11 protein-coding genes are annotated in these 14,431 nt (G+C 68.3%); 10 read left to right on the forward strand and 1 reads right to left on the reverse strand.

The genetic code is table 11. The features are described 5' to 3' along the window. Positions 1–133: 133 nt before the first annotated feature. From J9315_RS04185 to groL, 3 genes are all read left to right on the forward strand, one after another. Positions 134–1,363, forward strand: a complete 1,230-nt coding sequence (locus J9315_RS04185; protein WP_198499445.1) for a resuscitation-promoting factor — start codon at positions 134–136, stop codon at positions 1,361–1,363. A 471-nt stretch (positions 1,364–1,834) separates the two neighbouring features. After that, entirely contained in the window at positions 1,835–2,128 is a 294-nt protein-coding gene (gene groES, locus J9315_RS04190) for a co-chaperone GroES (protein ID WP_009376237.1), read from the forward strand. Positions 2,129–2,164: 36 nt separating this feature from the next. Further along, entirely contained in the window at positions 2,165–3,757 is a 1,593-nt protein-coding gene (gene groL, locus J9315_RS04195) for a chaperonin GroEL (RefSeq protein ID WP_137827000.1), read from the forward strand. A gap of 124 nt (positions 3,758–3,881) precedes the next feature. On the opposite strand, the gene J9315_RS04200 is transcribed toward groL, so the two are convergent. After that, on the reverse strand, positions 3,882–4,280 hold the full coding sequence (locus J9315_RS04200) for an SRPBCC family protein (protein ID WP_198499444.1): 399 nt from the start codon (positions 4,278–4,280) through the stop codon (positions 3,882–3,884). Between the two features lie 186 nt (positions 4,281–4,466). Between J9315_RS04200 and J9315_RS04205 the strand changes: the two genes are divergently transcribed. The 7 genes from J9315_RS04205 (at position 4,467) to J9315_RS04235 (ending at position 14,411) form a co-directional block, all read left to right on the forward strand. Continuing rightward, positions 4,467–5,135, forward strand: coding sequence for a TetR/AcrR family transcriptional regulator (locus J9315_RS04205; protein WP_198499443.1), 669 nt, complete (start codon positions 4,467–4,469; stop codon positions 5,133–5,135). A 10-nt stretch (positions 5,136–5,145) separates the two neighbouring features. Then, positions 5,146–6,201, forward strand: coding sequence for a pseudouridine synthase (locus tag J9315_RS04210; protein WP_198499442.1), 1,056 nt, complete (start codon positions 5,146–5,148; stop codon positions 6,199–6,201). 45 nt (positions 6,202–6,246) lie between these two features. Beyond that, entirely contained in the window at positions 6,247–6,909 is a 663-nt protein-coding gene (locus J9315_RS04215; RefSeq protein WP_198499441.1) for a GntR family transcriptional regulator, read from the forward strand. 206 nt (positions 6,910–7,115) lie between these two features. After that, entirely contained in the window at positions 7,116–8,630 is a 1,515-nt protein-coding gene (gene guaB / locus J9315_RS04220; RefSeq protein WP_211978853.1) for an IMP dehydrogenase, read from the forward strand. A 407-nt stretch (positions 8,631–9,037) separates the two neighbouring features. Next, on the forward strand, positions 9,038–10,606 hold the full coding sequence (locus J9315_RS04225; RefSeq protein ID WP_211978854.1) for a SidA/IucD/PvdA family monooxygenase: 1,569 nt from the start codon (positions 9,038–9,040) through the stop codon (positions 10,604–10,606). After that, on the forward strand, positions 10,603–13,203 hold the full coding sequence (locus J9315_RS04230; protein WP_249121021.1) for a GNAT family N-acetyltransferase: 2,601 nt from the start codon (positions 10,603–10,605) through the stop codon (positions 13,201–13,203). The genes J9315_RS04225 and J9315_RS04230 overlap by 4 nt, the downstream gene beginning before the upstream one ends. A gap of 140 nt (positions 13,204–13,343) precedes the next feature. Beyond that, positions 13,344–14,411 (forward strand): LacI family DNA-binding transcriptional regulator, encoded by a 1,068-nt coding sequence (locus J9315_RS04235; protein WP_211978855.1) that lies wholly within the window; start codon positions 13,344–13,346, stop codon positions 14,409–14,411. Positions 14,412–14,431 lie beyond the last annotated feature (20 nt).

A 14,431-nucleotide genomic window follows, 5' to 3' on the forward strand; every position in this document is an offset into this window, starting at 1 on the left:
GCCGCGATCGCCGAGAATCCGGGAGTCTGGGAACTTCCTGTTACGGATTCGTGATCTTTTGCGTTACATGTAACGAATCGGTTACAGTGGACGAGTTGCAAACAGCTGATCAACTCTGCTCGGGGATATTTCTGTGATTGATTTTCTCAAGAACCGCAAGGTGCAGATCGCCGCACAGGCGGTCGTCATCACCGGTCTCGTCGGTGGCACCGGCGCCGTACTCACCATGAACAAGCCCGTCACCCTCGAGGTGAACGGCGAGCCGAAGGAGATCCGCACGTTCGGCGGAACCGTCGGCCAGATTCTCGACAGCCAGGACATCGACCTCGAGAAGAACGATGAGGTCAAGCCCGGCATCGACACGAAGATCGACCGCGATATGACGGTCACGGTCAACACCGCCAAGGACATCTCGCTCACCGTCGACGGCAAGAAGACCGACGAGTGGACGAACGCGAACACCGTGGGTCAGGCGCTCGCCGACCTCGGCGTCGACGCCAAGGACGCCGACCTCAGCGCCGATGCCAACGACAAGCTCGAGGTCGAGAGCCCGACCGACATCGCGGTGACGACCGCCAAGGCGCTCACCGTCGTCGCCGACGGCAAGGACGTCAAGGTCACGGCTCCGGTCGAGACCGCAGAGGACGCCCTCAGCGAGGCGAAGGTCGAACTCGGCAAGGACGACTTCCTCTCCGTGCCGATGAGCGCATCGGTCACCGACGGCCAGGTTCTCACCGTCAACCGGGTGGAGAACAAGACCGTCAAGGAGAAGGAAGACATCAAGCCCGAGACCCAGACCAAGAAGTCGGACTCGCTCTACGTCGGCGAGACGAAGGTCGAGGACAAGGGCAAGGCCGGTGAGAAGGAAGTCGAGTACGCGGTCAAGACCATCAACGGCGACGAGGTCGAGAAGGAGAAGAAGGGCGAGAAGGTCCTCTCCGAACCGCAGGCCAAGGTCGTCGTCGAGGGCACGAAGAAGAAGGAAGCCCCGGCGCCGAAGGACGACTCCGGTTCCGGCTCCGGTGGCAGCGACTCCGGTGACTCCGGCTCCGGCGGCAGCGACTCCGGCGACTCGGGTTCGGGCTCCAGTGGCGGCGGTTCGATGTCGACCGAGGAGATCAAGGCGATGCTCGGCGGACCCGGCTCGAAGTGGTACCAGGTCGCCAAGTGCGAATCGAACTTCAACCCCCGCGCGGTCAACAAGCAGAACAACGCGCACTTCGGACTCTTCCAGTTCAAGCTCGCCACCTGGCGCAGCGTCGGCGGATCGGGCAACCCGATCGACGCCAGCCCGCAGGAGCAGTTCGACCGTGCGAAGAAGCTGCAGGCGAAGGCCGGCTGGGGCCAGTGGGCCTGCGCGTGACCTGCCTCGTCTGAGCAGTAACGCGCTGAGCGCGGCGGCCTGAGCAGGGCGGTTGCGCGAGCAGAACAGCTGAATGGCAGAAGAGGGACTCCGGAAGATTCCGGGGTCCCTCTTCCGCATCCCCGCCGAAGCGTGTCCGTCCGGGCCCTCGCCGAGGCGGTCCACCGCGGCCACCGGGCGTGCCCGTTCCGCCTGCGTCGGCACCCTCGCCGAGGCGGCCTCCCCGCCCCGACGCCAAGCGGCCTTCCCCTCACCCTGAGCTTTCGCCGAGAGCGTGACAATTCTTTGGCACTCGAGTTGACCGAGTGCTAAAGGAGTCATAGAGTCGAATTAGCACTGACGCTCAGTGAGTGCCAGTTTCATGAAGACGGTCGAACTCCTCGGCACCCGCGACGACGAGAGGTTCCTCAGGCAGCCGCCGCCGTCTGACTTCACGCAAGTTATTCACCCAGCGAAGGGAGAGAGCCCGATATGTCGGTCTCCATCAAGCCACTCGAAGATCGGATCGTCATCCGTCAGGTCGAAGCCGAGCAGACCACTGCCAGCGGTCTGGTCATTCCCGATACCGCCAAGGAGAAGCCGCAGGAAGGCGAAGTCGTCGCAGTGGGCCCCGGCCGCGTTGCTGACAACGGCAACCGCGTTCCCGTCGACGTCGCTGTCGGCGACAAGGTCATCTACTCGAAGTACGGCGGCACCGAAGTCAAGTACGCCGGCGAAGAGTACCTCGTTCTCTCGGCGCGCGACGTGCTCGCCGTCATCGGCTGAATCCACCTGAACAACGCTTAGAGAACAGGAGGACGAATGCCTAAGAATCTGGAATTCAACGACGAGGCCCGTCGTTCACTCGAAAAGGGTGTCAACACTCTCGCTGACACCGTCAAGGTGACCCTGGGACCCCGCGGACGCAACGTCGTTCTCGACAAGAAGTGGGGCGCCCCCACGATCACGAACGATGGTGTCACCATCGCGCGTGAGGTCGAGCTCGACGATCCCTACGAGAACCTCGGCGCACAGCTGGCCAAGGAAGTCGCCACCAAGACCAACGACATCGCCGGTGACGGAACCACCACCGCGACCGTCCTGGCTCAGGCCTTCGTCAACGAAGGTCTGCGCAATGTCGCCGCAGGTGCCGCCCCCGGCGCGCTCAAGCGCGGCATCGAGACCGCCGTCGAGGCCGTCTCGGACGAACTCGGCTCCATCTCCCGCGATGTCGCCGGTTCCGAGGAGATCGCCCACGTGGCCGGTCTGTCCGCCCAGTCCGAGGAGATCGGCTCGCTCATCGCCGATGCCTTCGACAAGGTCGGCAAGGACGGCGTCATCACCATCGACGAATCCCAGGCTTCCGACGTGGAGCTGGAGATCACCGAGGGCATGCAGTTCGACAAGGGCTACCTGTCCCCGCACTTCGTCACCGACGCCGACCGCCAGGAAGCCATCCTGTCCGATGCGCTCATCCTCATCAACCAGGGCAAGATCTCCAACATCCAGGAGCTCCTGCCCGTCCTCGAGAAGGTGCAGCAGGCCGGCAAGCCGCTGTTCATCATCGCCGAGGACATCGAGGGCGAAGCGCTGTCGACGCTGGTGGTCAACAAGCTGCGCGGCATCCTCAACGTCTGCGCCGTCAAGGCTCCCGGTTTCGGTGACCGCCGCAAGGCCATCCTCGAGGACCTCGCCGTCCTCACCGGTGGTCAGGTCGTCACCCCGGACATGGGCATGAAGCTCGACCAGGTCACCCTCGACGAGCTCGGCAACGCCCGCACGATCACCGTCACCAAGGACACCACCACCATCGTCGATGGTGCCGGTGCCGATGACGCAGTGGCCGGGCGCGTCGCCCAGATCCGCTCCGAGATCGAGAACACCGACTCCGACTGGGATCGTGAGAAGCTGCAGGAGCGCTTGGCCAAGCTCTCCGGTGGCGTTGCGGTCATCAAGGTCGGCGCCGCCACCGAGGTGGAGCTCAAGGAGCGCAAGCACCGCGTCGAAGACGCCGTGTCCGCGACCCGTGCGGCCATCGAGGAAGGTGTCGTCGCCGGTGGCGGTTCGGCACTCATCCACGCCGCCAAGGTGCTCGACGGCAAGGACTTCGGTCTCGACTACGACGGTGCCACCGGTGTGGAGATCGTCAAGCGCGGAATCGTCCAGCCCCTGCGCTGGATCGCCGAGAACGCCGGCCAGGACGGCTACGTCGTCGTCTCCAAGGTGCAGGACCTCGAGTCCGGCCAGGGATACAACGCCGCCACCGACTCCTACGGCGACCTCATCTCCGCAGGCATCATCGACCCGGTCAAGGTCACCCGTTCGGCTCTGCGCAACGCAGCGTCGATCGCGGCCCTGGTGCTCACCACCGAGACCCTGGTCGTCGAGAAGAAGGACGACGAGGACGAGGACTGACCTCCCCGACCCGTCCCCTCACGGGCTGATCGGATCACCGCAGGCTCGAGCAGCCTGACGGCCCGGTCGGCCCGAGGACACCGCGAATGGCCCGGAACACTGCGTTCCGGGCCATTCGTGCGTTTCAGTCCGCTTCGAGGATCGCGGCGAGCCGATCGAGGTCGGCGGCCACCGCCGCCGCGTCGCGGTCGACGTCCGCAGCGCTCATCCCCGCGCGGTGGACGACGGTGAAGGCGACCTCGCTGACCTCGCCGTGGGGGAGGACCCGGAAGGGATTGTGATTGACCGTGCCGTCGGGGAACACGACGTCGTGGTCGAGGACGCCGGCACTCCGATCGCCGGTGAACCGGACTTCGACCGTGCCCATCGGGGAGTCGGTGATCCAGCGCCCTCCCTCAAGCCGGATTCCCGAGCTCAGCCCCGCCGCCCACGCCGGCAGGTTCGCCGGGTCGCCGGCGTACGCGGCCACCGCGGCGGGGGAGCGGTCGATGAGTCGGGAGATCGTGCGCGTCGCATCATCCATGGCCCCAGTAGACCACAGGAGCGCGAGATCGGCCTCCGGCAACGTGAATTCGCGCTCCAGGAAGGCGGGGCAGGGTCGGCCGCGGGCAAACCCCGAGGTCACAGGCCCTCCGTTGATTCATCATGTGAGGGGTGCCATACTCGTCAACGGTTGAATATTCATTCACCTTTGCGAGAGAGGGGCGCTGTGGCCCACCTGGAGACTGCCCGAAGTCGTGCCAACACCGCGCAGCGGCGCGCACGCATCGAACATGCGGCGCGCTTCGTCGTCGCCGACGGCGGGTTCGCCGCCGCGACCGTCCCCGCCGTCGCCCACGCCGCGTCGTGCACCACGGGGGTCATCGACAGCTGCTTCGACGACCGCGACGAGCTCCTGGCGTCGGTGTTCGCCGCTGCCGCCGGACGTGAGCTCACGGTCATCACCGAGGCGGTCGACGCGTGCTCGACGCCCGAGGCCGTCGTCGGGGCCGTCGTCGACGTCTTCATCCGCCGAGCGGTCGCCGGCCGCGGGCTGGCCTACGCTCTCCTCCTCGAAGAGGTTCCCGAACCCATCCAAGCCCAGCGCCGTGCCCTGCGCCGCGGATTCGTCGCCGCGATCTCCACGGCGCTCATGCGCTGCCTCGGCCCCGAATTCCCCACCGAGCTCTTCGCCCGATCGCTTGTCGGAGCCGTCAGCGAGAACGTCGTCGACCTCCTCGATCCGGCCCGGAGCACCCCGAACCCGCTCGAAGTCGAATGGATCGTCGACCGCGTCTCCGCGTTCTCCCGGGCAGCGCTGACCGCAGTGCCCCGCGACGGTGCCCTCACCGTGACCCCGCAGGCCTCCGCAGGGCGCCCGGGTATCTCCGCCTCGTAGACTGGGCACCATGCCCCGCAGCCCCCTTCCGCCCCGAGACGGCATCTCGGCAACGTCGCTGCGGGCGCCCGGGGGTCTGGCCACCCATGACAAGGCCCACCTGCCCGTGCCCACCTCGATCGGCGCCTGGCTGGTATCCGAATTCCCTCACGCCACCGACCTCGAGCTCCGCAGCCTGGTCGCCCGGTCGACGACCGAGCTCGAGGGTCTGCGCGCCGCGGCCGACGAACGCCACCACTCTGCCCCGCGTGACGGGGGCGACCTCATTCCCGGTCAGCTCAGCGATGCCGCCGGCAGGCCGGTGGCCTGGGGTGATCCCGTCGATCCCGGCGGCTTCTACTTCTTCCACCGACCGGTGCCCGCCGAGGCGCGGATTCCCTACGAGGTGGCGATCGTCTTCGAGGACGAGGACCTCCTCGTCGTCGACAAGCCGCACTTCCTCGCGAGCACTCCCAACGGCCGCTTCGTCCGCGAATGCGTCGTCACCCGACTCCGCGTCGACCTCGACCAGCCCGACCTCGTCGCCATCCACCGCCTCGACCGCATCACCGCCGGCCTCCTCATCCTCTCGAAGCGGCCGGCGACCCGCGGCCGCTACCAGCGGCTCTTCCAGGACCGGCAGGTGACGAAGACGTACCGGGCGCTCGCGCCCACCCCGCCCGCCGACCTGTCCTTCCCCCTCGAACGGCGCACCCGCCTCCACAAGCCCGCCGGGGGCCGGCAGGTCATCGAGGTGCCCGGGGAGGTCAATGCGATCAGCCGGATCGACCACCTCGGCGAGATCGAATCCCACGGCCGCGGGACCGGACGGGTGAGCGAATACCGGCTCGCACCCCTCACCGGCAAGACCCATCAGCTGCGCGTGCACATGAACGCCCTCGGGCTGCCGCTGCTCGGCGATCCGGTCTACCCGGTCGATCGCAGCCCCGACCCCTACGACTTCTCCGCACCGCTCCAGCTGCTCGCCGCGATGATCGACTTCACCGACCCGCTGACCGGCAGCCTCCGGCACTTCGAGACCGGGCTCGACCTCGACCGCACGGGACAGGGGATGCGGCAGGCGTAGTGGGTCGGCGACGCGGAAATGAGACGGACACGGTAGCCTGGAGGTATGAGTCCCAACGCCCCCGGATGCACCTCTGAGGCGATCGTCGCCCTGGTCCGGACCCGAATCACGAACGGTGAGTACCCTGCGGGGTCACCGGTGCGCGATGGTGCGCTCGCGAAGGAATTCAACGTCTCGCGCAATACCGCCCGCGAGTCCCTCAGCCTGCTCCGTCACGCCGGCCTGCTCACCCAGGAGCCCAACCGCGGCTTCTTCGTCCGCACCTTCGGCATCGACGAGCTCAAGGATCTCTACCGGGCCCGCCGGGTCTTCGAGATCCGCGCCGTCCAGGAATCCCAGGACGCCTCCGACGAGGCGATGGCCGCTGTCGAGGCCTCCGTCGTCCGCGCCGAGACCGCCCCGGAGAACGAGAGCTGGGCCGATGCCCAGGAGCACTCGGCCTCGTTCCACCGGGCGATCGTCGGTCTGCTCGGCTCGCCGCTGCTCGACGAGTTCTACCTCAACCTCATGGCGCGGCTGTCGACGACGTTCTCCCGCTCCCCGGAGCCGGGCAAATACCATTCGCACTGGGCGAACCCGCACCGCGACATCCTCGAGAAGATCAAATCGGGCGACCGACAGGGCGCCGAAGGGCTGCTGCGCATCCACCTCGACGACTCCGAGGCCTCGACGCTCGACCTCGCCCGCTCCGTCGGCGCCGGCCGCTGAGGCTGGGGCGGGCACCGTCCCGACCGCCTCGGTGAGCTGACCAGGACACCCGTCCGACCGCCTCGGCGGGCTGACCAGGGCACCCGTCCGACCGCCTCGGCGGGGTGTCCATTCTCACAGCCCGCGGCAGTTGAAACTGTGGATCGTCCACATGCCGCTTCGATACCATTGATCAACTGATCTCTCCGCGTCGAAAGGCTGGTCTCATGGGGAACCTCGAGCCCGCAAACGATCCGTTCTCTCTCACTGGGCTCACGTATGACGACGTTCTGCTCCTGCCCGGCGACACCGACGTCATTCCCTCGGAAGCCTCGACGACGACGCGCCTGACCAAGGAGATCGAGCTCAACATCCCGCTCGTCTCCGCGGCCATGGACACCGTCACCGAATCGCGGATGGCCATCGCCATGGCCCGCATCGGAGGACTCGGCATCATCCACCGCAACCTGTCGAAGGAAGACCAGGCCGACCAGGTCGACTACGTCAAGCGGTCCGAGTCCGGGATGATCAACGACCCCCTGACGATCACGCCGGAGAAGACGCTCGAGGAGCTCGACGAACTCTGCGGTCGCTACCGCATCTCCGGTCTGCCCGTCGTCGACGAGAACGATGTGCTGCTCGGCATCGTCACCAACCGCGACCTCCGCTTCGTCTCCCGCAGCGAATTCCCCACGCGCACCGTCGCCGAGACGATGACCCCGATGCCGATCGTCACTGCCCCCGTCGGCGTCGCACCCGAGAAGGCGTTCGAACTCCTCGCCGACAACAAGGTCGAGAAGCTCCCGCTCGTCGACGAGAACAACGTCATCAAGGGCCTCATCACCGTCAAGGACTTCGTCAAGACCGAGGAGTACCCGCTCGCGACGAAGGACGCCGAGGGCCGTCTGCGCGTCGGCGCGGCCGTCGGCTTCTACGGTGACGCCTACGATCGCGCCGGTCTCCTCGCCGAGGCGGGCGTCGACGTCCTCGTCGTCGACACCGCGAACGGCCACGCCCGCGGCGTGACCGACATGATCAAGACGATCAAGGCCGACCCGGCGTTCTCCCACGTCCAGATCATCGGCGGCAACGTCGCCACGCAGGAGGGCGCGCAGGCACTCATCGACGCCGGAGTCGACGCCGTCAAGGTCGGCGTCGGACCGGGATCGATCTGCACGACCCGCGTCGTCGCCGGTGTCGGCGTCCCGCAGGTCACCGCCATCCACCTCGCCGCCCAGGCCGCCCGCGCCGCCGGCGTCCCGGTCATCGGCGACGGCGGCCTCCAGTACTCCGGTGACATCGGCAAGGCGCTCGTCGCCGGTGCCGACACCGTCATGCTCGGCTCGCTTCTCGCCGGCTGCGACGAGTCCCCGGGCGAGCTGATCTTCGTCAACGGCAAGCAGTACAAGGCCTACCGCGGCATGGGCTCGCTCGGCGCGATGGCCCCCCGCAAGGGCAAGTCGTACTCGAAGGACCGCTACTTCCAGGCCGACATCGCCACCGACACCGAGCTCATCCCCGAGGGCATCGAAGGCCGCGTCGCCTACCGCGGACACCTCAAGCAGGTCGCCCACCAGCTCACCGGCGGACTGCGCCAGACGATGTTCTACGTCGGCGCCCGCACGATCGACGAGCTCAAGGCCAAGGGCAAGTTCGTCCGCCTGACGACTGCTGGGCTCAAGGAGAGCCACCCGCACGACATCCAGATGACCGTCGAGGCACCGAACTACGTCTCGAAGTGAGCGTCTGGTCGCAGTGAGCGGCTGAGCACAGTGAGCGGCTGAGCACAGTGAGCTTGTGAGCGGCCCTCACCGAGGTGGGGCCGCGGTCCGACTCACGGTGCGGATGCGCCCTGCTTCGCGGTCCACGCGACGACATCGACGAACGGCTGCGCCCCCCGGGTTCGGGGGTCGCAGCCGTTGTCTGTGATGAGCATCACACGACGAATTCTCGGGCGGTTCTCGACGTGGCCGTGACCGTCGCGATCCGCGCGCGCTCGCGCCCGATGGCACCTCTCCGGCACCCGGCAGTCACGCCTGTAGTCCTCTGACCTGGGCTTTCGCTCAGCACTTTTCGTCTTACTTAGGGTAGGTTTCCCTAATGCATCCGGGTTGACCCGGGACGCAGACGAAGGAGGCAACGAACGCTCATGACTGCTCAGCACTCAGTGACACCCGCACCGCCGTCCCCCACACGCGACGACTACTCACACGACTACGACCCGCACGACCCTGGCGTGCACGTCCACGACGCGCATAACCTTGGCGTGCACGACGACGCGCACAGCCCTGGCGCACACGACGACGACACCCACATCCACGACATCGTCGGCATCGGCATCGGGCCCTTCGGACTCGGGCTCGCCGCCCTGTCCGATCCGCTGCCCGACGTCGACGCCGTCTTCCTCGACCAGCGCGCGGAGTTCCGCTGGCATCCGGGCATGATGATCGAAGGCGCGACCATCCAGGTGCCCTTCCTCGCCGACCTCGTGACCATGGCCGATCCCACATCGCCGTACTCGTTCCTCCAGTTCCTCAAGGACCGCGAGCGCCTCTACCCGTTCTTCATCCGCGAATCCTTCTACCCGCTGCGTGCCGAATACGACGAGTACTGCCGGTGGGTGGCCGCCCAGCTGAGGACGCTGCGCTGGAACCGCACGGTCACCTCGGTGACCAATGACGGCGGCATCTACCGGATCATCGCCGAGGTGACCGACGCCTCCGGTCGGATCGTCGACACCGAGACCTACCGCGCGAAGCACGTCGTTCTCGGCGTCGGCACCGCACCGGTCCTTCCCCCGGCGCTGCAGGCCCTGACCAGCGGTGACGCCGAAGCGGCCGGCAACGGCCCCGTCATCCACACCGCGGACTACCTGGCCAACCGTGAGCGGCTGCTCGCGGCGGGGTCGGTGACGATCGTCGGCAGCGGACAGTCCGCCGCGGAGATCTACCGGGACCTCATCGAGGACGCCGAGGACCGCGGGGTGAGCGTCGACTGGATCACCCGCTCGCCCCGGTTCTTTCCGATGGAGTACACGAAGCTCACCCTGGAGATGACGTCACCGGAGTACACCGACCACTTCCGCGCCCTGCCCGATGACCTGCGCGGACGCATCGGACGCGAGCAGCGCAGCCTCTACAAGGGCATCAGCGCGGACCTCATCGACGACATCCACGACACGCTCTACCGGCTCAGCCGCGGCGGTCGGCGACTCCTGACGACCCTCGTCACCGATGCGGAGCTCATCTCCGCCCGTCCCGCCGAGGCGGCCGCCGGGTACGCGCTGACCTTCCGCAGCCCTGTGCTCGGGCAGACCTTCACCCGGGCGGCCGGCGCCGTCGTCGCCGCCACCGGGTACCGCGCCGGTGTCCCGGCGTTCCTCGGTCCGCTGGGCTCGGAGATCCGCCGCGACCGGGAGGGGCGCCTCGACATCAGCCGCGACTACACCGTCAATGCGGCCGGCACGATCCACGCCCTCGGCATCGAGGAGCACACTCACGGCGTCACCGGGCCCGACCTCGGTTTCGGACCGTGGCGGGCCTCCGTGGTGCTCTCCCGGGTCACAGGCCGTGAACCCTATCCCATCGAGCGGTCGATCGCATTCCAGACCTTCGGGGTACCCGGCACCGAGGCGGCCGCCGAGCCAGGCCGCCCCACCGAGGAGACCGCGCACGCCGCCGACGCATCCGTCCCCACGAAGGAGATGACCCACGCATGAGCACCGCGACGACGACCGACACGATGGACGATGCCGGTGCAGGCACTGACCTCGACACCTGCCCGACGACCGACACCAGCCGCACGACCGGAACTGCGGCGAGCGGACCTGCCGCGACCACGCTGCCCGCGGCAGGGGATGCCGGAGCCGCCGAGATCGCCCGGTCGATCTCGATCGTTCCGCTCGACCCGAAGGGCCACGCCGAGGAGGTCCACGCCTGGCTGACCCACCCGCGTTCGCACTTCTGGCAGATGACCGACTTCGACCGGCAGGCCGTGCGGTCCTACCTCGAGGCGATCCGCTCCTCACCGGATGAGAACGGCTGGATCGGGCTCATCGACGGGGAGCCTGCCTTCTACGTCGAAACCTATGCGCCGTCGCTGCTCATCCCCACCGCTGTCGTCGCCGAGGAGCCCGGCGACATCGGGATGCACCTCCTCATCGCCCCACCGCAGGGCCGGCCCCGCCGCGGCCTCACCGACGCCGTCATGGCGCGCGTCATCGACTTCTGCCTGCGCCCGCATGCGCAGGGCGGACGCGGGGCCAGCCGCGTCGTCGTCGAACCCGACGTCGGGAATGCGGCGATCCACGCGAAGAACGCGGCCGCCGGCTTCCGCGTCATCGCCGAGGCGGAGGTGCCGCTGGGGGAGGCGACGAAGACCGCGCTCGTGAGCACGTGCACCCGCTCTGACTTCGCGACCAGCCGCCTCGGGCGGCTCCTCGCCGGAGCCGGTGGCACCGGGAAGGGCGGGAGCGACCCCGAGCATCTCACGCAGGACGACTATGCCCACCTCACTCCTGAGACGTTCGCCGTGGTGAGCCGCTATCTCGTCGCGAAGGCGATCGCCGAGTTCGCCCACGAACGGCTCATCGCCCCCAGCCAGAACGCTGAGGCCGGCGAGCACGCCTGGATGCTGGTGATCCCGGCCGACCCCGACGACCCGGGAAGCGAGCTGGATGACCACTCGGGTGCCCCCGTCATCCACTACACGTTCGAGGCGCGCGTCCTCCCGCTCGAGCACTGGGTCATCGACGAAGCGAGCATCACGCGGTTCCGGGACGGGCGGGCGGTCAACCTCGATGCGCAGGAGTTCGTCCTCGAACTCCAGGACAGCCTCGGCGTGCCCGAGGACCTCATCTCGACGTACCTCGAGGAACTCGCCTCGACGGTGGCCGGCAGCGCGTTCAAGCTCACCGCGGCGCGCAGGGGTGAGCGCCCGGATTCCGCGGCGCTCGCCGATGCCGACTTCCAGACGATCGAGGCGGCGATGACCGAAGGCCACCCCGGCTTCATCGCGAACAACGGGCGCATCGGATTCGGACTGCGCGACTACCGCAGGTGGGCGCCGGAGACCGGCACACGCAACCGCCTCGAATGGGTCGCCGTCGACCGGGAGCAGTCGCACCTGGCGCTCAGCGACGGACTCGATGAGGACGACCACCTCAGGTGGGCGCTCAGCGACGACGAACGCGAGCTCTTCGGCAGCCGCCTCGCCGCCGCCGGCAGGCGCCTCGAGGACGTGCACCTCATGCCGATCCATCCGTGGCAGGCCGACCACCGGCTGGCGATCACGTTCGCCGCCGACATCGCCCGCGGCGGACTCATCCCGCTCGGGCCCGGCCTCGACGAACACCAGGCGCAGCAGTCGCTGCGGACGTTCTTCAACCATTCGCGACCGGGCGCGCCGTATGTCAAGGTCGCGCTCGCGGTGCAGAACATGGGGTTCCTCCGCGGACTCTCGCCGACCTATATGCGCGACACCCCCGCGATCAACGACTGGGTCGCTCGCCTCGTCGACGGTGACCCCGCGTTCGCCGCCTCCGGGTTCCGTCTGCTGCGCGAACGCAGCGCGATCGGCTACACCGGCGACGTCTACCACCGCACCCGTGCGACGAACCCGCACCGGAAGATGCTCGCCGGGCTGTGGCGGGAGAACCCGCTGCCGCTGCTCACCGACGGCCAGCGGACGATGACGATGGCGGCCCTGCTTCACCGCGACCACCTCGGCGAATCCCTCGTCTCCCACCTCATCCGCCGGTCGGGTCTGGGTGCGGAGGACTGGGTGCGGGCCTACCTGGGGGCGTATCTGCAGCCGCTCGTCCACGGGCTGCTCGCTCATGATCTCGTGTTCATGCCGCACGGGGAGAATCTCATCCTCATCCTCGACGCCGATGTCGTCACCGGGGTCTTCATGAAGGACATCGGCGAGGAGGTCGCCTACCTCGGCGAGGGGAAGCTGCCGCCCGCCGTCGAGCGGATCCGCGCGGTCGTTCCCGGTGAGGAGAAAGCGCTCGCGATCTTCACCGATGTCTTCGACGGGGTGCTGCGGCACCTGGCGGGGATCCTCGACGTCGACGGACTGCTCGAGGCCTCCCGGTTCTGGGCGCTCGTCGCCGAGGTGCTCGACGCCTATCAGGGAGAGAAGGCCGAGGCGGCACGCGGCATCGCCGGCGACATCGATCTGCGGGCGCCGCGGTTCAAGCATTCGTGCCTCAACCGGCTGCAGCTGCGCAACACGAAGGAGATGGTCGACATCGGCAACCAAGCCGACTCGCTGATCTTCGCCGGCACCATGCGCAACCCGGTGGGGCGCTGATCCCGCGCGGGGACCCGTACGCTGATCCCGCGCGGTGACGCTGGGCGGGGTTCGGCGGTGCCGCTAATATCGATCCCACGGCCGCCCATTCCGGGGCGGTCGCCGGGGTCGAGGCACCGGACCGTTTCGAAGGCGCACACATGGGCAAGCAGAACGACCGGCCGACACTGGCCACGGTCGCCGAACGCGCCGGTGTGAGCATCAAGACCGCGTCCCGGGTGCTCAACGGGGAGAAGCACGTCGCCAGCGCCACGGCCGCGAAGGTCGAGACGGCCGCCGAGGAGCTCGGCTTCCGCCTCAACTCCGCGGCCCGGCGCCTGCGCGAAGGCAGCCGCTCGCCCTACATCGGGGTCGTCCTCTCCGACATGGACGACCCCCTCCAGGTCCGCCTCCTCGCGCGGCTCGAAGCCGACCTGGCCGAGCGGGGGCTGCGGACCGTCGTCACCGTCACCGGGGGAGACGCGGAGCTCGAACGCACCTTCGTCGACGAATGCCTCAGCGGTGACATGTCGGGCATCTGCGTCGTCTGCTCCCAGCCGGAGTCGGCGAGCATCTACGCGACGATCTCCCGGGGTCCCGCCGCGGCGAAGACCGGTGAGATGGCCGTCGTCTCCCTCGACCCGGCGGTCACGGGGCCGGGAATCGTCACGCTCGCCGCCGACGATGTCGACGCCGGACGGCGCGCTGCCGAACAGCTCGTGCGCCACGGTCACATCAGCATCGGCGTCATCGGAGACCGGGCCCACCTCGAATCGCAGAAGCGCCGGCTCGCCGGCATCCGTGAGGTCCTCGGCGATCGCGGCGACATCGGGTGGCGGGCCTTCCTCGACGAGGATGCGCACGACCAGGCGAGCGCGAAGAACGTCGTCGCCGCCCTCCTCGGCTCCCGGGCCGCTCCGACTGCGCTCATCACGCTCTCGGCGACCGTGACGAAGGGCGCGATCGACGCCAGTCGCCGCCTCGACCAGTGGCCGGCCGTCGTCGGGATCGACGACTTCCCCGGCGCGGATCTGCTCGACGTCACCGTCGTCGACGCCGACATCGATGCGATGTCCGCCGAGGCGGTCCGGCTCCTCGACGGGGGCGTGCCGGAGCGTGGGGCCGGGCGGGGCACCGAGGCGCGAGGCGACACCGCTGCATTCGCCCGCGTCCACCTCATCCGCCGCGGCAGCGGTGAGGAGTCACCCCGCCAGGTCACCGAGCGCTGAGTCGACGCGACAGAGGAATC

It is taken from the genome of Brevibacterium sp. W7.2 (genome assembly GCF_018137945.1).
GTDB classification, from domain to species: domain Bacteria; phylum Actinomycetota; class Actinomycetes; order Actinomycetales; family Brevibacteriaceae; genus Brevibacterium; species Brevibacterium sanguinis.